The sequence below is a fragment of the Oscillatoria sp. FACHB-1406 genome, from assembly GCF_014698145.1.
GTDB lineage: Bacteria > Cyanobacteriota > Cyanobacteriia > Cyanobacteriales > Spirulinaceae > FACHB-1406.
Window position 1 is genome coordinate 184,310 of the sequence record NZ_JACJSM010000007.1, and the last position, 19,450, is coordinate 203,759.

8 protein-coding genes and 1 pseudogene are annotated in these 19,450 nt (G+C 47.3%); 5 read left to right on the forward strand and 4 right to left on the reverse strand.

Annotated features, from left to right (window positions below; all coding sequences use genetic code 11):
- Positions 1-70: 70 nt before the first annotated feature.
- From H6G50_RS10165 to H6G50_RS10175, 3 genes are all read right to left on the reverse strand, one after another.
- Complete coding sequence (locus tag H6G50_RS10165; RefSeq protein ID WP_190715785.1) at positions 71-5,614, reverse strand: ATP-binding sensor histidine kinase; 5,544 nt, start codon at positions 5,612-5,614, stop codon at positions 71-73.
- Positions 5,615-5,724: 110 nt separating this feature from the next.
- On the reverse strand, positions 5,725-5,898 hold the full coding sequence (locus H6G50_RS10170; protein WP_190715787.1) for a hypothetical protein: 174 nt from the start codon (positions 5,896-5,898) through the stop codon (positions 5,725-5,727).
- An 89-nt stretch (positions 5,899-5,987) separates the two neighbouring features.
- The gene (locus H6G50_RS10175) at positions 5,988-6,737 is read right to left on the reverse strand and encodes a TlyA family RNA methyltransferase (protein WP_190715789.1); all 750 of its coding nucleotides are present in this window, start codon (positions 6,735-6,737) and stop codon (positions 5,988-5,990) included.
- 104 nt (positions 6,738-6,841) lie between these two features.
- On the opposite strand from H6G50_RS10175, the gene H6G50_RS10180 reads away from it, so the two are divergent.
- The 5 genes and pseudogenes from H6G50_RS10180 to H6G50_RS24095 all read left to right on the forward strand — a co-directional run bounded on the left by H6G50_RS10180 (position 6,842) and on the right by H6G50_RS24095 (position 13,559).
- Positions 6,842-7,003 (forward strand): hypothetical protein, encoded by a 162-nt coding sequence (locus H6G50_RS10180; protein ID WP_190715791.1) that lies wholly within the window; start codon positions 6,842-6,844, stop codon positions 7,001-7,003.
- A 519-nt stretch (positions 7,004-7,522) separates the two neighbouring features.
- Positions 7,523-8,196, forward strand: a pseudogene (locus tag H6G50_RS23855) (response regulator); the annotation flags it as partial.
- Between the two features lie 345 nt (positions 8,197-8,541).
- Complete coding sequence (locus tag H6G50_RS10195) at positions 8,542-10,158, forward strand: diguanylate cyclase (protein ID WP_190715801.1); 1,617 nt, start codon at positions 8,542-8,544, stop codon at positions 10,156-10,158.
- Between the two features lies 1 nt (position 10,159).
- Positions 10,160-11,929 (forward strand): PAS domain S-box protein, encoded by a 1,770-nt coding sequence (locus H6G50_RS10200; RefSeq protein ID WP_190715802.1) that lies wholly within the window; start codon positions 10,160-10,162, stop codon positions 11,927-11,929.
- Positions 11,871-13,559, forward strand: a complete 1,689-nt coding sequence (locus H6G50_RS24095; protein ID WP_347239916.1) for a response regulator — start codon at positions 11,871-11,873, stop codon at positions 13,557-13,559. The genes H6G50_RS10200 and H6G50_RS24095 overlap by 59 nt, the downstream gene beginning before the upstream one ends.
- Before the next feature lies 1 nt (position 13,560).
- Here the strand turns inward: H6G50_RS24095 and H6G50_RS10205 are convergent, their stop codons facing one another.
- Positions 13,561-19,374 (reverse strand): ATP-binding sensor histidine kinase, encoded by a 5,814-nt coding sequence (locus tag H6G50_RS10205; protein ID WP_190715803.1) that lies wholly within the window; start codon positions 19,372-19,374, stop codon positions 13,561-13,563.
- Between the last annotated feature and the right edge of the window lie 76 nt (positions 19,375-19,450).

Sequence of the window (19,450 nt, forward strand, 5' to 3'; positions counted from 1 at the left end):
ATTAATATTCCCTTCTGCGGAAGGAAATAAACTGGAGGTCAATGAATTGGATGGCGATTACTTTCTTAAATTAAAGGGGAATTTCGATCGCAAATTCTGTACCTTGCCCAATGTGAGAAGTACAGTATAATTGCCCGCCGTGCTGTTCTGTTACAATTTGATAACCAATCGCTAATCCTAAACCAGTACCTTTACCTACGGGTTTTGTCGTAAAGAAAGGATCGAAGACTTTCTGTTGAATACTTTCACTCATTCCAGAGCCATTATCAGCGATCGCAATCCTGACAGTATTTCCCCGGGCAACCTCAGTCATAATGCGGATTTCTGGCGTTTTCGGCGCATCGGGCAGCCTTAAAACATCGATCGCATTACCGATAATATTGAGAAACACTTGATTGAGTTGACTGGCATAGCAATTGAGCAAAGGCAGTTTTCCATAGTTTTTGGTAATGGCAATTTGTGGCTGTCCGGGAGTCGCTTTGAGTCGATGTTGCAAAATCAGTAAAGTATTATCTAAACCCTCATGGATATCGACTTGTTTCATTTCGGATTCGTCAAGGCGGGAGAAGTTTCGCAAACTGAGAACGAGTTGTTTAATCCGATTGGCTCCGGCTTTCATCGATTCCAAAACTTTAATCAAATCTTGCTCGATAAAGCTAAGCTCCATTTCCTCTTTTTTCGCTTCAATTTTCTCGTTTGGTTCGGGATATTCTTCTTGATAAACTTTCAATAACTCAAACAAAGACTTCATATAATCGCCCGTATAGTAAATGTTGGCATTAATAAAATTAACGGGATTGTTAATTTCGTGGGCTACGCCCGCCACCAATTGACCGAGCGCCGACATTTTCTCGCTTTGAATTAATTGAGATTGGGTTCTCCGCAAACTTTGCAAGGCTTCTTCTAAATCCTTCGCTTTACGTTGTAAATCTTTCGTTTTGCGCCCGACTTCTCGTTGGAGTTCTTGGGAATAGTTCTCCACTTCTCGGTACAACCGAGCATTCTCAATTGAAATAGCGGCTTGGGCGGTAATAATTTGGAGAATCTCAAGCCGCTCTTCCGTAAAAGCGCCGAAGGCAAGATCGTTTTCTAAATAAAGAATTCCGATCGCTTGACCTTGCCGAAGAATGGGAGCGCACAATACCGATTTAGGCTGGTGAAGCATCACGTAGCGATCGCTGGCAAATTGTTCTAAATCGCTGAGATTATCAAACACGGCTGTTTTTTGCGTGCGAGCGACTGAATAAACCAAACTTTGGGGGAGGTCGGGATAGCCATCCAAGGGAATCTCTAGCAAGCCTTGAGAACCTTCTAGGTAGAGATATTCAACAATCACCCAACCGATATCGGGTTTGCGAACGATTAAAGTCCCTTTTGTTGCCCCCGCATAAGTCATGGCAATGTGTCTCAAAATTGGCAACAGTTTTTCGAGAGCGATTTCTTGCGATAGCGCTCGAGCGGCTTTCATAACAGCAGGAAAGTCCAACCATAAGCGATCGCTCGAAGTCGCACTGGTTGAATGTTTTGTTCCTATCGTACTCGGAGCATTAAGCTCGAGCGTCCGGACTTCTACAGGCAGAATGGGCGCTAAAAGTTCGCGATAGCACTCCTCTAAATGCTGAAGTTTCGGCTTACTTCCCCAGCGGATGTAACAAGAGTAGGCTTCCTGAAAATAATCAGCAGCAATTTTTTCTTTTCCCCAAGCGCGGTAAAACTTAGCAGCCAGTTCGCGGGCGAGGGCTTCTTCCTGAAGCGATTCATTGGCTCGGGCGCTCGCAATAGCGCGATCGTACTGTTCGATCGCTTCGGCTTTATTGCCCAAAACTCTATATTTTTCGGCTTCGACTAAATGCCATTTATGCAAGTGATTCATCGGAGCGTTAACCGCCCACTGGTGTAGCTGGGTTTGATGGATTTCTACTTGGCGAAACATCTCCGCTCGTTCGCTTTCTAACGTTGCTGGCAACAGCTTCAAGTCGGTCAAAGCTGCATAAAAATGGAAAAGCGGAACAAAGGGAGTGTCTGTCACTCCGATTAAATACTGTTGGGCTTGGCTCAGATATTCTAGCGCGATCGCATCGCGATCGAACTGGTACGCTAGCATCAATTTATAGATATATGCAAACCCCAGCGCTGTCACCTCGTGATTCTGACGATGCCATTCCAGCATGACCGTTTCATCGTAAGCCTCACCGATTAAAAGCTCGGGTTGAGGGACGACTTCCCAACAGTTATAAGCGGCTTGCCGCGTTATCTCAAAATACATCAAACCTGAATCTTGTTTGTATTTACTTAACACGGTACTGTAATTCGCAATTTCATCAATCCAAGCATCGAGTTCGACTCCCGCTAAAAAATTGCTAAAAAAGTAATTATGGATATTGTAGATAGCATACAGAAAGTCGCCGACTTCCATCGCCGCTGTATAACTCTTTTTTGCGGTTAAACGAGCGTCTCTTAAAGATTCTTTTTGATGTTGAAGATAGCAGGTGAAGATGGCTGAAATGATGGCTTTCAATGGGGAGGTCGGGTGAGCTTCGCTTAAATCTTCGCGCTCCAGTAATGCGATCGCGAGTCTGCCAAAACGATAGCCCGTTTCTACATCTCCTAAAAAGTCGCAAAGCACGATCCCATAAACGATATAACCCATCGCTGACATGGGTGCATTCCCGAATTGCAACGATAGCTCGACCATCCTCGAAGCGAGCGAGGGCAGCAATTCTGTCACTCCTGTACGAATCGGTACGAACAAACTCCCCAAGAGTTGCATCGCCGCTAACGTTTGACGATCTTCCATTACGGGTAAGTTAACCAGTTCCTCGATCGCTTTGCCATTGAGTTGACCGATAATCGTTTGTAAGCCTTGTTCGATTTGCGCCCTCTTAGTTTCAGCACTCAGTTCCACCCCCAATTGTTTGAGAATGCTTCTGCCGAGATCCACGGCTTCTGATAATTGGCTTTGAGCGTTCAGAGCGCTAATTTTGAGTTCATAAATCTTGACTTTTTCCAAAAGAGTACGAGCGTGTTGCAAGACGATACTCGCTCTCTGCTCCATCTTTTGAAAATGACCGTTTGTGTAGGCGACTGAGGTGGCAGTAACGTGAAGTTCCAAGGCTAATTCGTACTGCTCTTGCCAGCAGTCGGCGGCTAATAGCTCCAACCCCGCCTGGAGATAAATTTCGGCAGCTTCGTAAGCGGTAGAAGCGAGCGCTTTTTGGGCGGCTTGTAAGTTAAGTCGAGCTAAGATATCTCGATCCTGCTGGCGAGCAATGAAGTCTCGTGCTAAATTCAAATGTCTGACAATTTCCAACAATCTTTCAGAAGTTTCGCTGTTTGAGTAATTGTTTAGCAATAATTGTCCGATCTGGTGATGGGTTGCTTGTTTTTGAGACTCAGGAATCAGGGAGTAGGCTGCTTGCTGGATGCGATCGTGGGTAAACTTGTAAGTCGGCGATTGAAGCGCAGTTGTTGAAAACGAAGCATAGTTTTCCCCCTCGCCACCACTCAAATAAAACTTATATCCTTCGCTTTGCGGCAGCACTAATTCTTCTTCTAGCGCTCTCCAAAGATCGGTAGCCGTTTCAACCGGCGATTGTTCGCAAACAATTGCCAATGTCTCTAAATCAAATTGGTTGCCGATACAAGCTGCTAATTTCAAAACTTCTTGCGTGAGTGCGGGTAGCTTCTGCAACTGCTGCCCTAAAAACTCCATCACATTATCGCTCGAGGCCACCTGTCGTATCCCAATCGGATTGTACTGCCAGCGTTTCAATTCCGGCTGAAACCGAATCCAACCCTCCTCATAGCTCGCTTTTAAAAACTGGTTAATAAAAAAGGGATTTCCCTGGGTTTTTTGATAGACTAATTCAACTAAAGGTTGAGCGATTTCTAGACTGCAATTCAGAGTGTCTGCCACGAGTTGATTCACCGTCCTTTCTGCTAAAGGAAGCAGTCCGATCGTATTGAGAACTGCCCCGGCTTTGCGAATCTCATCCAGGCTTAACATTAACGGATGCGAGCCGTCTACCTCATTATCTCGATAAGCTCCCAGAATCAGTAAATAACCCCCATTCGCTTCGCTCGTTAAAAGTTGCAGGAGATTCAAGGAGGCTGGATCGACCCACTGCAAATCATCCAAAAAAATGACTAAAGGATGTTCTTTTTTCGCGAAAACTCGAACAAATTTTTCAAAGAGTACATTGAAGCGATTTTGAGCCGCTGTTCCCGAAAGTTCTGGAACCGGAGGCTGTTTCCCGATAATGCGTTCCAATTCTGGGATCGTGTTAATAATCGCCTGTCCGCTCTCTCTCAGTGCGTCGAGAATTTGGGTTTTCCATTCTTCTAATCGTGCGTCGCTTTCGCCCAGCAATTGTCCGATTAAATCCCGAAAGGCTTGAACGAAGGCAGAAAGGGGAAGATCGCGATTGAATTGGTCGAATTTACCTTTAATAAAATATCCCCGTTGTCGGACAATCGGTTTGTGAACTTCGTTGATGACAGCGGTTTTGCCAATGCCGGAAAATCCAGCAACTAGCATTATTTCTGAAGTTGCTGCCCTAGAGGATGAGTGAGATGAGTGAATTGAGGTTTTGTCACCCACTCTCCCACTAACGCGCTCGAAAGCTTCTAACAGTTGCGAAACTTCGCTTTCTCGTCCGTAGAGTTTTTCGGGGACGAGGAGGCGTGCTTGCGCGCATCCCCTTCGCGAATCGCAGAGATCTCCTAACCCTAATTCAAAGGCTGTAATATTTCCGGTTTCTTCCCATTGGTTAAGACATTGCTGGAGATCGTATTGAAATCCTAGGGCAGTCAGATAGCGATCTTCAGCATTTTTCGCCATTAACTTCAGCACGATGGCCGAGAGTTGGGGGGAGATCTCTGGTTTTAATTCGTGGGGCGGAATCGGCGACTGGGCGATGTGACAATACACTAAGTCCAATGGTTCTTCAGCTTGGAAGGGTAACTGCCCGGTTAGCAGTTCGTAAAGCGTTACCCCGACGCTATAAAAATCGGTGCGGTAGTCGATAACGCGATTCATTCTCCCAGTTTGCTCGGGGGATAAGTAGGCAAGCGTTCCTTCTAGGACGTTGGGGTTCTGGATTTTTTGAGTTTCTTTGGGCAGTAGTGAGGCGATGGAAAAGTCAATGAGTTGAAGATGTTGGCTGTCGGAATGAATGAGGAGGTTTGCGGGTTTGATGTCTTTGTGGATGATGCGATGGGCGTGCAGTTGATGGAGGATTTCGGCGAGTTGGATGCCAACGTTCAGGGTGGCAGAAATATCTAAGGGATGCGTTTGGATGTATTGGGCGAGTGAGATGCTGCCGGTATCTTCCATCACTAATGCGTAGGAATTCTGCCAGGATTTTAGGCTTAGGGGGCGGATGATGCCGGAAAAATTGAGGTTTTTGGCGACTGCGTACTGATTGCGGAACTGAACGAGTTCGCTGAAGGTGGGATGGGTTTGTCGCAGGAATTTAATGACGACGGGCTGACGGTCGGCAAGTTGCACGGCTCGGTAGACGAGGGTTCTGGAGCCGCAGTACAGAGGCTCGAGCAGGGTGTAGCCGGGAAGCTGGGGCAAACGCGGCGGCTCGCTATTGGAGAATTCTTGCATTCCAGTTAGAGGGGTATCGGTGGGATGAGAAGAGGTTGGGTAGAGCCGCAGTTGGGTTGAGATGATGTTTTATTGTCCTGAGTTCAGCCCAAAATTGACTCCCTCTCGGGTTAGGGTGAGGATTCGATCGCAAATTCTGTGGTTTTACGGAGTTGGGAGGTCAGGCGCAATGCTCTGTCGTTTAAACGGAAGCCCCTATAGACAAGGCTTTCAGGGATAGAATCAACTGGCTCTACCCGAATAGAACCGGGAGGAATAATGGTTGTGTTGGCGGAGGCGTTCATGGTATCGAACCTCGTTTCACGGAGTAGTTCTTAGTCTTAGTTTTCCCTCGCTGTTAAACAATATGTTGCGAATTGGTGAATGAGAATGTTTAATGTTCGATCGCTAACCAAAGCAGGTATTCGAGATTTCCGGCGGGCCCGGAAATCGGAGAAGGGGTTAAACCGCGATCGCGCCATCCCAGTTCTCGCGCGGCTTGCAACACTTGTAGAATGGCGTTCTCGCGATCGCTGGGATCGCGCACTACGCCTTTTTTACCGACTCGATCGCGCCCGACTTCAAATTGCGGTTTCACTAGCAAAATCACTTCCCGAGGTTCGATTAATAAATCCCACAGGGCGGGCAGAATTTTAGCCAGCGAGATAAAGGATACATCCACCACCCCTAGATCGGCGCGAGGATTATCTCCATAGAGTTGTTCTGGCTGCAAATAGCGCAAATTTGTTCGTTCTTTTAAAACGACGCGATTGTCTTGGCGCAGAGTCCAAGCCACCTGTCCGTAACCGACATCAACCCCGTAAACCTGTTTGGCTCCGGCTTGCAATAAGCAATCGGTAAACCCCCCGGTAGAAATGCCACCATCCAGCGCAATTCTGCCCGCTACGGCGATTTCAAAGGTGTCTAGGGCTTTTTTGAGCTTCAGCCCGCCGCGAGAGACGTAGGGCGGTTTTTCTGCGATCGCGATCGCCGCATCGATCGCTACTTCCGTCCCGGGTTTATCCACCACCTGTTGATTCACGCGCACTTCCCCAGCCCGAATTATCCCTTGCGCTTGCTGGCGAGAAGGACAAAGATTGCGCTGAACCAAAAGCAGATCGAGTCGTTGTTTGCTCGCAGCCATCGTCCTCGGAAGAAACCTTTCTCCAATTTAGCGGTTTTTGGTAATTCTGCTTCAATCGATTGTTGGCTTCAATTCACCGCTTGTGAGATTCTCGCGTCGCGATCGTGCAAATCGTCCTCCGGCGCGGGTTTGCTTTAATCTCGGAAACGCTGCCTCTGGCGATCGCTCCTCATTGCATTTTAGAGCGTCTAAATGCCCAAAAGTCTTGGCTCGCGAGCGCTGCACTCCCTTACCGAATCTCCCAACCGATTTCCGTAGCGCTATAGCGTTTTTCTTAGGCGTGAGCTACGCTTTTTTTAAGTTCTCCTTAAAAAAAGGCTACGGTGTACGCATAAGCGATCGAATCTAGCATGATGGGTTGAGAATCCCCCCTAGCCCCCCTTAAAAAAGGGGATTTTAGGGGCGCTGTTTTCGAGGTTCCCTCGAAAATTGGAGCCGCCCCGTGGGGGATCGCACCGCTGTACTTCATCCGATTAAAAACTTTTATAACGGTCGAAAATATCGATCGATTAAGCTCATAAAACCAGCGCTTATCGTCTTAAGCATTGTAATGATTTTAACTAAATAATCTGCTCGATCTGGTATTTTTGCAATCAATAGAACCTACCTTGGGGGCAAGAGTAGGACAACGACCCATGATTTTTTTCAAAAAAAATATAAATTGAGAAGGCATCCTAGCCTCACAATTAAAGTAAGAGAAATTGAATAAAATACCATGTATGTTACCATTTAATTCCAGGAGATTGACAGTCCCAACACTTACCCCCGTACCGAAAACAAGCAAAATGGCTAATATTCCTTCAATTCTCGTCATCGACGATGAACCCAACAACTTTGATGTGATTGAAACGCTGCTAACCGAACAGAACTACGAGTTACATTACGCTGCTAGTGGCGTAAGTGCGCTGGCTAGCCTCGATACCTTCAATCCCGATCTCATTCTCCTGGATGTGATGATGCCCGATCTCGATGGGATTGAGGTTTGTCGGCGCATCCGGGCGATAGACCAGTGGCAGAGTTTGCCAATCGTGATGGTGACGGCCCTGACGGCGAAATCCGATTTAGCGGCTTGTTTGAGTGCGGGGGCGGATGATTTTATTAGCAAGCCGGTGAATGCGTTAGAATTGCGCGCCCGCATCCATTCAATGCTACGAATTAAACAACAATATGACAATATTCAAACTCTTGCTAACGTGCAGCAAGATACCATTCATCTGCTCGAAAGTAGTTTGAGCAGATGAATGGTAACTTAGCTTCCAGCCTCTCCCACGAACTCAATACTCCCCTCAATGGGTTACTGGGCGCGATCGGCTTAATGAAGGAAGATTTAGAGACAATACCGATTGATGAACTTCAGGAATTAATCGGTTATACGGAAGCGTCCGCACTTCGCTTAGAAAAACTTGCCAAAAAGTTTTTAATTTATCTGGAATTGGAATTAGTCACTCATCAGAAAAAACCTAGAAATCGCAATTTTGCGGAAGAGTCTCATGCTAAGTTTTCTGCCAGCGCGATCGAAAAAATCTCGCTCGATGCTGCTACGAAAGCAGGTCGTATTGTCGAGCAAGTGGGAGGAGAAGTTATAATCACCAGTATTTATAACCAGGAAACGACAGTCGAAGTTCTTTTACCCCTGTTAACAGAATCTCTCTAACGCTCTGATGATTGGTTCGCTCCCCGGTAATGCCCAAGTAAAAGATACAAAGCTAATTCGTACACTCCTTCATCAACAGAATAATAATCTCAATCAGAGCCATGAAAAGTTGGTGGATATTAAGCTTATCCAAAAACAAGGGTTAATCTTATGTTTTCGATTTTAGTGATTGATGATGAGCCGAATAACTTTGATGTGATTGAGACATTTTTAGAGGATGAACAATATCGACTTTACTATGCAGCCAGCGGTGAAGATGCGTTTAAGTCTTTGGATTTATTCAATCCGGACTTAATTTTACTCGATGTGATGATGGCGGGGTTGGATGGGATTGAATGCTGTCGGCGTTTGAAAGCAATGGAACGGTGGCAATCCGTACCTATTATTATCGTAACGGCTCTAGCAACCAAAGCCGATTTAGCACAATGTATGAGTGCGGGGGCTGATGATTTTATTAGTAAGCCGGTCAACCGTATCGAACTTACGGCACGAGTTAGATCGATGCTACGCATTCGCCATCAGTATCAACAACTCGAGGAGTTTAATACTCGTTTAGAAACGATGGTTCAGCACCGCACCGCCCAACTCCGACAGATGCTCTTTCAGGATGCGCTCACTTTGTTGCCGAGTCGAGCGGGATTGCTCCAAACTTTTCAGCAACGGCAGGCAATCAAGTTGCTATCCTGGGGATTGATCGCGCTAGATTGCGATCGCTTCAAGTTAGTGAATGGCTCCTTTGGGCATCAAGTTGGCGATCGGTTGCTGCGGGCGATCGCTCAACGCCTTAACCAGCAACTTTCCCCCAGACAATGGCTGGGTCGCACGGGTGGAGATGAGTTTTCAATCTTAATTGAGAATGTGGAGTGCGACGAGCAACTTGAAGCTTGGGTAACGCGGATATTAGCGGTCTTCACCGAGCCTTTTTGGGTAGAAGGCTATGAAATTTTTATAACGGTCAGTATTGGGGTCGCGAGAACGAACTCCAGCACTCGAGATGGAGAACGGCTTTTTCAAGATGCCGATACGGCAATGTATCAAGCTAAGTCGAAAGGGAAGAACAGCTATCAAGTTTTTGATGCTCAAATGCACGTGGCCATGTTGCAACGATTGACTGTAGAGAATGATTTGCAACTGGCCTTTAAGCAGTCGGATTTCACGGTCTATTATCAGCCCATTTTTGATTTAAACACAGAACATCTGGCGGGGTTTGAAGCCCTGATCCGCTGGCGACACCCCAACCGAGGTTTAGTGTCTCCGGGGGAATTTATTCCCTCAATGGAGATGACGGGATTAATCGTGTCGGTGGGACTGTGGGTATTGCGCCAAGCTTGCGAACAGCTTCGGGATTGGCATCGCCGGGGACGGTCGGATCTGACAATGAGCGTGAATTTATCAGTACGGCAATTTGCTTCACCGACGCTGCTGGCGGATGATGATGACGCTCGCCTGATTGGCATCATCACGCACGAAAGCCTGCGGCAACAGACTCGCCCGTTCGATCTGTTGCGCTTGCTGTCTGCGGTGGAGGTGATGAGCGTTCGGGTTGTCACCGCAAGACAGGATTGCTCGGTGCTAGACATTGCCCGGTTAATGGCCGAGCGCCGGGTGAGTTCGGTGGTGATGACAGTCGTGGAGGGCAGTGACGAGGCTCCCCTCGAGCGGGCGGTGGGGCTGCTGACGGAGCGGGATTTGGTGCAGTTTCAGTCTCTGGGCGCGAGTTTGGCAGAAACCAAGGTCAGTGACGTGATGAGCAGCCCGGTCTTTTGAAATGTCCGACTGCCACCGCGAAATGCTGATTAGCCTCCAGACGCGGGCTAAGATTTTAGTGCCTTTATTCTGTGAAGGTGAGGCTTGGGGGACGATCAATGCGACCGAGACTCAACCCCGCGATTGGCAACCGACCGAAATTGAATTTCTGCAATCGCTCTCAATGCAGTTGGCGATCGCGATTCAACAAGCCTCCACCTACGAAAAATTGCAGTCCGAATTGCAAGAGCGGCAGCAAGCAGAGAAACTCTTGCGCCAGAGTACAGAACGCTTGCAGGAAGCCCAACGGATTGCCCGGATCGGCAACTGGGAACGCGAAATCCCGTCCGACACCCGCTACTGGTCGGAAGAAGTTTTTCGCATCCTCGAGATCGATCCGCAACAATCTGGTGCTTCCTTCCAAGCCTTTCTCGATTTGGTGCATCCAGACGATGCCCCCATCGTTGAAGAAACCTACAACAGACATCTGCGCGATGGCAGACCTTACAGCATCGTCTATCGCCTGCAAATGCCCGACGGTCGAATTAAGCACGTGCAGGCGCAGTGCGAAACCACCTACAGTGCCGACGGTACGCCCTTAATATCGCGGGGTGCGGTGCAGGATATTACCCAACAGCAAGAAGCCGAAATTCGCCGCGATCGCGCAGAAGCCGCCCTCCGCCAATTAATCGAAGGCACGGCTGCCTTCACCGGCGAAGAATTCTTTCCGGCCTTAGTCCGCCACATTGCCGAAGTGCTGGGAGTCCGCTATGCCTCCGTTTCGCAAGCCACACCCCAAGGGTTTCAAGTCCTGGCATTTTTTGCCGATGGCGAATTCTTGCCGCCGTCATTCCTGCCCTACGAATCAGTACCCTGTTGCACGGAAGCGCTAGAGACCGGGAGTTGTTACCACCCCGAGGGTATTCGATCGCTTTATCCTGACAATCCCCTATTTACCGACTTGGGGGTAGACAGTTATCTCGGAATCGGACTGCGGAATGGAGCCGGCGATTCGATTGGCAATCTCTGCATTTTCCATGATGCTCCCATCGCGACCCCAGACTGGGCCCAAGCCCTGCTCGCCATTTTCGCCGCCCGTGCCGGAGCCGAACTCGAGCGGTTAATTACAGCGCAAGCCCTGGAACAACTCAACGAGGAGTTGGAAGCGCGAGTCGCCCAGCGCACCGCCGAACTGACCGAAGGGAAAGCGTTCCTCCAAGACTTTTTGGACAATGCCAACGACCTGATTCAGATGGTTGATGTTAAGACCGGACGCTTTGAGTTTGTGAATCGGGCGTGGCGGGAGACCTTGGGCTACACGGCAGCAGAAGTGGAGCAGTTGACCCTCTTCGATGTTTTAGCTCCCAACTGTATCCCCCACTGCAAGGTCGTGATGCAACAGATGCAGAGCGGAACGCTGGTCAATCTCGAACAGGTTGAATTGACCTTTATCCACAAATCGGGGAAATTCGTGCTAGTGGAAGGCAGCATCAACTGTCGTTTTGGGGTCAGTGCCGACGGTTGCTCGCCAACCCTCTCCACCCGCGCTATCTTCCGAGATGTCACGGCTAAAAAGATGGCCGAGCAGGAGCTACATCGACGAGAAGCTCGCTACCGCGCCCTGATGGAAGGAGCGAGCGATGCCATTCTGTTGGTCAATCTTAGAACTGATCTTGCAACAGATTCGGCGCTCCCTGGATTTGCCGGAAATCTTGAGGATTGCGACCCAGCAGGTGCAGGAGCTTTTGCAGGGCGATCGCGCGATCGTCTTTCAGGTTTCCCAGGACGGTAGCAGCTGCATCGTTGAAGAAGCCGTCGCCCTCGACCTCCCCAGCCTCAAAGCCATGCACTGGGATGATGAAACTTGGTCTCAAGACATTTTGGAACACTACTGGCAGGGGCAACCCCGGATTGTGCCGGATGTGATGGACGACATCTGGACCGATTGTTTGGTGGAGTATTCCCGAGCCGGACAGATTCAGTCCAAAATTGTTGCCCCCATTATCCAGGAACTTCACGACTCCGAAGAGCATCGTTGGGTATCCCCGGAAGGCAGCAGCAAACTGTGGGGCGTGCTGGTGGTTCATGCTTGCCGTACCCGTCGCGTTTGGCATCAGAACGAAGCCGAGCTTTTGCAGAAAATTGCCAACCAGTTGGCCATTGCTATCCAGCAATCCTCCCTCTTCGAGCAGTTACAGGAGGAACTCAGCGAACGGCAACAAGCCGAGGAACAGCTTACCCTGCGCAACGAAGAACTGATCCGCGCCACCCGCCTCAAGGACGAATTTTTGGCGAATATGAGCCACGAACTCCGCACCCCCCTGAATGCCATTTTAGGCATGACGGAAGGACTGCAAGAGGAAGTGTTCGGTAAAATCGATGATGCGCAGCTTAAAGCCTTGCAAACGGTGGAACGAAGCGCTTCTCATCTGCTGGATTTGATTAACGATATCTTAGATTTAGCGAAGATTGAGGCCGGACAGGTGGAGTTAGAATGCGCGCCCACCGCGATCGCGCCTTTGTGTCAATCGAGCCTGACGTTTGTCAAACAACAAGCCTTCAAAAAGCAGATTCAACTTTCGGTCAATGTCCCTTTAAACTTGCCCGATATTGTGCTGGACGAGCGACGCATCCGTCAGGTGTTAATTAATTTGCTCAATAATGCGGTTAAGTTTACCCATCCGGGGGGGAGCATTATCTTAGAAGTGAGCTTAAACCGATCGCCCGGTGAAGAGTCTACAACCCCCTATCTGCGGTTTGCGGTGAAGGATACCGGCATTGGCATTAGCCAGGAAAATATTAAGAAGTTGTTTAAACCCTTCGTGCAAATTGATAGCGCCCTCAACCGCCAATATCAAGGAACGGGCCTAGGTTTGGCTTTGACGACCCGAATTGTCGAACTTCATGAGGGTCGGGTAAGTTTGACCAGTGAAGTGGGGGTGGGTAGCTGTTTTGCGATCGATTTACCCTATCAGGCTTCTGCGATCTTTCCCGTATCGACTAACACTAAACCCGACGCGAGCAGCCAGGGAGAGGAAGATCGAGATCGGAGGTCTGCGCCTTTGCTGCTTTTAGCAGAAGATAACGAGGCGAATATCAGCACCATTTCCGGCTATTTAAACGCGAAAGGCTATCGGATCGAGTTGGCAAAAAATGGTGAGGAGGCGATTAGTCAAGCGATCGCATTAGCGCCGGATCTGATCCTGATGGATATTCAAATGCCGGGAATGGATGGTTTGGAAGCGATGCAGCGCATTCGAGAAATTCCGGAGTTGGTAGCAACGCCGATTATTGCGTTAACGGCGTTGGCGATGGAGAGCGATCGCGAGCGTTGTTTGGCCGCCGGAGCGAATGAATACTTGAGCAAGCCAGTGAAGTTAAAACAGTTAACCGTAACGATTCAACAGTTATTGGATTCTTGATTTAGTTAAGGGGCAGACTAATCAAAAATTCTGTCCCTTGACCGATTTTTGAGTTAACCTCTAATTTGCCGCCGTGTTTTTCGACCACAATCTGACGCGCGATCGCCAATCCCAATCCCGTGCCTTTACCGACGGCTTTGGTGGTAAATAAATGGTCAAAAATCTTCGCTTGCAATTCTTCCGGAATTCCGACTCCGTTATCAGCGATCGCGATTTTGACTTCTTCATTTTCCGCCCTAGTGCGGATCGTAATCCGGCTGGGCTTTGCGCTAATCTCCGCCGCGCTACGTCCTGCGATCGCTTCCTCGATCGCCTCGATCGCATTCGTTAAAATATTCATAAAGACTTGGTTGAGTTGTCCGGGGAAGCATTGAATTGCTGGAAGCAGATCGTAGTTGGTGATGACTTGAATCTCGGGACGATTTCCATTCGCTTTGAGGCGATGTTTGAGAATTAAGAGCGTACTATCAATTCCTTCATGAAGATTAAAGGAAACTTTTTCGTCTCGATCGGCCCGAGAAAAAATTCTCAGGCTGGTACTAATTTTTTCAATGCGATCGCAACCCGCTTGCATCGCAGCGAGCATTTTCGGAAAATCCTCCAAAACATACTCCAAGTCAATTTCTTCAACTTTTTCCTCAATCTCATTTCCCGGATTGGGGAATTTTTCTTGATAGAGTTGCAGAACCTCCGTAAGATCTTGAACTGAGGCGAGCGATTCGGTAATATTGCCTGAAATAAACCCAAGCGGGTTATTGATTTCGTGGGCTACTCCAGCGACTAAGTTCCCCAAAGCTGACATTTTTTCACTTTGGACTATTGTTAATTGGGCTTGTTGTAAATTTTGGAGGGCGGCTTCGAGTTCTTGAGACTTTTGTTTGACCGCCATTTCTGCTTGTTTGCGTTCGGTAGTCTCTAATAATAGACCATCCCAGATAATCGTTCCATCCGCTTCTTTAATAGGATTAGATGAAGCTTGAACCCATTTTAATTGCCCGGAAGGAGTAATGACTCGTCCTTCATATTGCCAAGATTCTAAAGTTTGAGCGGAAAGGGCTACAGATTCTTGAAAGTAGGGTTCATCTTCTGGGTGAGTCAGGGATAGTAATCTATCTGCATTTGCTTCCACTTCTTCTGGTAAAACTTCGTAAATTTCATAACATCCAGCACTGACATAGTTAAACTTAGGGATACCATCTGGAGAAAGTTGAAATTGATAAATCATACCCGGTGCATTCTCAGCAAGGCGTAAAAAGCGAGCTTTACTGGATTGTAAGTTCCTGTAGAGTTGTGCATTTTCTAAGGCAATTGCAGACTGGCTACAAAGTAAGTCTATCGCTTGTAAGCGAGCGCTCGTAAATACCCCACGAGCAAGTTGATTTTCAAGGTACATAACCCCCACTAAATGTCCTTGATTGAGAACGGGAGTGCAACAAACACTTTGCGGTTGATGCGCGAGCATATACGTTCCGATTAATCCGGAAATATCTGTTTTTAAATCATCAATAATGATGCTTTTTTGAGTATTTTTGACGTAATTAATTATGGGTTTGGGAAGATCGGGGAAGCGTTCGAGAGGTTGGGAAACAAGGATTGTTTCGATCTCAGTTCGATCGTTGATATGAGTAATGGCTCTAACTTGCATAATCCCATCTTCCAAGAGAACTAGAGCCGATTTTTTTGCGCCTGAGTTTTCTAAGAGAATCCGGGTGAGGCTAGCCATCAATTCATCGAGTTCAATGCTGCTGGAAATCGCTCGAGCCGCTTTGAGGACAGAAGCAAAATCTAGTGCATCCGGAATGCGACTGATAAAAGCAGAAGTTGAGTCTAAAGTTTGCGTAATCGTGGCGATTGTTTCTGTAGAGTTGAGGTTGATGCGTCGCTGTTGCAGGATAGGTTGTAATAATTGTGGGTAGCATTTTTCTAGATCGTCGGTTTTGGCTTTCGCACCCCATTTAGCATAGCAATAGTAGGCTTCCTGCATATAGCCGCTCGCAACTTTTTCTTTTCCCCAATCGAGATAAAATTTAGCAGCGAGTTCGTTGGCGAGGGCTTCTTCTTGGATGTAGCCATTTTCTTTAGCTCCTGATATAGCGCGATCGTACAGGTCTATCGCTATAATTTTTTCATCGGAAACTCGATACCTTTCTGCTTCCACTAAATGAAATTTATGAAGATAATTCATAGGGGCATTTTCTCCCCATTTCTTCAACTTTTCTAGAGCATTTGCAACTTGTTGCAGAAAGTTTTCTTGGATTGATTTTGCAGACTTAGGTAGAACGGCTAACCGAGTTAGAGACGCATAAAAATAGAACGCAGGAATAGAAAACATTCCTTTTCCTCCGCCTATATTATGTTCTGCCTGCTCGATATATTTGAGTGCTTGCTCAAACTCTTGAAATAGATAGCACAGCATTAACTTAGTAAAAAAGAAATGCCATAAACCAGTTTTATCGTTTGCTTTTTGATACTTTGCTAACAGTTTATTCTCTCGATCTGCTGCACCCAGCAACAGGAACGGACTAACCGTTTGACCGAGTAAATTCAGAACCGTTTGTCGATAAATCTCATTATAGTTTAGCTGCGTTTGCTGGCTGGTTTGTGCTAATACCTTACTATAAGCTGTCATTTCCTGTTCTAGCTTTGATAATTCATAACCCATTAAATAACAATGAAAGCCATAACCATAAGCAGCATACCCCGCATCCGTTAAACTACCATTTTCCCAACCCGTGGAGTAAGCTGTTTTCAAGATATTTACGACTTTTCTCACATGAGCTTTCCAATGAATTATAAAAGCAGCGGTGACAAATAAAACCTTAGCTTCCAGTTTTTTTTCTTTGAATTTAGATAATAACTTTAAAGCCAACTTACCGAATTCATGACCTTGCTCAATATCGTCAGCAACCGCACAAAGAAATAATCCGTAGCTAGAGTAGCCTAGGGCAGAAATCGGTGCATTGCCATACATCATTGACAAATTTATCTGTATCATAACAATCAATGAATTGAGATTGGGTTTTGTCAAATAAGCAGGGACAGAGATTTCATTAAGAATTTGCATCGCTGCCAAAGCTTGAGGATTTTTCATCTCCGGCAGAGCGAGAAGATCCATCGGTTTCTTACTACCGAGGAGAGCTTGGTTTTTTTGACCTACCCGCGCCACATCTTCTAAGTCTGGCGATTCAGGTAAATCGATCTCAAATTGCTTTAATATAGTCAATCCAGTGTGAATGGCTTTGAGTAGCTGACCCTGTGAAGTATATGCGGCAATTCTTACCGCATATACTTTGACTGTATCCAATGCTGTTTTGGCTTGTTGTAGTACCACTTTTACTAGGCATTCCATCTCATCGAGATCGGAATTGAGATGGGCTGCCTCTACTGCCTCTATATGCAATGCTAATGTCAAATCGTACTGACTTTGCCAGCAATCTCTTGCCAATAGATCGCGCCCTACTGCAAAATATTTTACCGCAGCACTATAAGCCGTAGAGTTTTTTGCTTTGCAACCGGCTAGCCAATTCAGCTTGGATAGTTCTTCTCGCTCTCTTGGTTCCTCGATTAATTCGATGGCAATATTGAGTTGATTGACAATCTCAAAAATTCGTTCTTCGCGATCGCTCGTAGATGTGCCATTGAGTAACCGTTGACCAATTTTATGATGAGTGGCTTTCTTTTGTGATTCTAGAATGAGTGAATAGGCGGCTTGTTGGACGCGATCGTGCAAAAATTTATAGGGAACAGAAATTTCCTGCTCTTTTATCTCTACATCTCGGCTTTGGAAGAACTTATAAGTTTGTGAAATCGGGAGAATCAAGCCTTCTTGCAACGCTTTCCACAACGCTACAGAGGTCTCGGTTTGGAATTGTTCGGAAACGATCGCTAATGCGCTCAAATCGAACTGCGCGCCAATGCAAGACGCAAATTTCAGTACGGTTTGAGTTTCTGCGGGCAACTTCTGCAATTGGGCCGCCATAAATTCCACTACATCGTCAGTGAGTGAAAGCGATCTCACTTGCGCTAAATCGCACTGCCAAATCCCAGTCTGATAGTCAAAGGTAATGCAATCATCCTGATGCAATCCTTTGAGAAAGTGCACGGTAAAAAAGGGATTGCCTCGAGTTTTTTGATAAACAAACTTGCTGAGGGGTTGGGCTGCTTCGGGCTGACAGCCGAGGGTATCGGCGATCGCGCGATTGATATGATGGAGATGCAACGGGGGCAGTGTCATGGTCGTGACGGTTGCCCCTGTCTTCACCAATTCATCCACAGTCAAGATAAAGGGATGAACGGGCGAAACTTCGTTATCGCGGTAAGCTCCTAATAAAAGCAAATGCCCTTTATCTTCCATCAGCAATTTCATCAGCCCCAAGGAAGCCGAATCCGTCCATTGCAAGTCATCTAAAAACAACACCAGAGGGTGTTCTACTGTAGTAAAAACGGCAATAAATTTTTGGAACAAAAAGTTAAATCGATTCTGTGCTGCCGTTCCTGATAGTTCTGCAACCGGGGGCTGCACTCCTATCAGCCGTTCGAGTTCTGGAATAACCTCAATCAGCAATTGACCGTTGTCGCCAACCGCTTCCAGAATCTGGGTTTTCCATGCTTGCAGTTCTCTGTCCGACTCAGACATGAGTTGCTGCATCAAATCCCGAAAGGCTTGCACAAAGGCAGAAAAAGGAATGTTGCGATTGAATTGGTCGAACTTACCTTTGATAAAATAGCCGTGTTGCCGGACAATCGGTTTGTGAACTTCGTTAATGACGGCGGTTTTGCCAATCCCGGAAAAACCCGCCACTAGCATCATTTCGGTGCTGCCCGTACTGACGCGCTCGAACGCTTCTAAGAGTTGTAAAACTTCGGCTTCCCGTCCGTAGAGTTTTTCGGGGATAATGAAGCGATCGCATAAGTCCCGTTTCCCAATCTCAAACGGTTCGAGTCTTCCCGTTTCTTGCAGTTGCGCCAAACAGCGTTCGAGGTCGTATTTCAGCCCCAACGCGCTCTGATAGCGATCTTCTGCATTTTTTGCCATCAGTTTAGCGACGATAGAAGCAACAACTTCAGGTACGCCAAATTGCACCAGAGAAGGCGCTTTCTGAGCAATATGACAATGCACCAATTCCATTAAATCGTTCGATTGGAAAGGTAATTCTCCGGCTAGCAATTCAAACAGCGTTACGCCCAAGCTGTAGAAGTCGCTGCGATAGTCGATCGCGCGATTCATGCGTCCGGTTTGTTCGGGGGCGATATAAGCCAGAGTCCCTTCCAATCCCTTGGGATTTTTAATTTCTTGGGTTTCTTTGGGGAGTAGGGAGGCGATGGAAAAGTCAATCAGTTTAACTTGCTGGGTTTGCGGATGAATCAGAATGTTAGCGGGTTTAATGTCTTTGTGGATGACGAAGTTAGCGTGCAAGGTGTGGAGGATATCGGCGACTTGTACGGCGATCTCTAAGACGCAAGCGACTAAAAGGGGGTGTTGCTTAGCGTAGTCGCGCAGGGAAACGCCGCCGAAGTCTTCCATCACGAGGGCGTAGCTGTTGCGGTAAGGTTCGAGACTGTAAGGGCGAACGATGCCGGGGATATCGAGGTTACGCGCGATCGCGTATTGATTGCGAAACTGTAGGAGTTCGTTAAAAGTCGGATAGTCTTGTTGCGGGACTTTAATCGTGACGGGTTGGTTGTCGCTTAAACGCAAGCCTCGGCAGACGACGATACTCTGGGTCTTATACAAAGTGCCTCGAAAACGATAGCCCGGTAGTTCGATGACTGGGTTCCCGTTAGCACTTATCGGTGATAGCTCTCTGTTTGACATATCTTCTCTCGCTCGATTATAACACTCCTCAAAGCGATGTTAAACCCGATCGGTGATTCCCATTTCCCACCGAGCG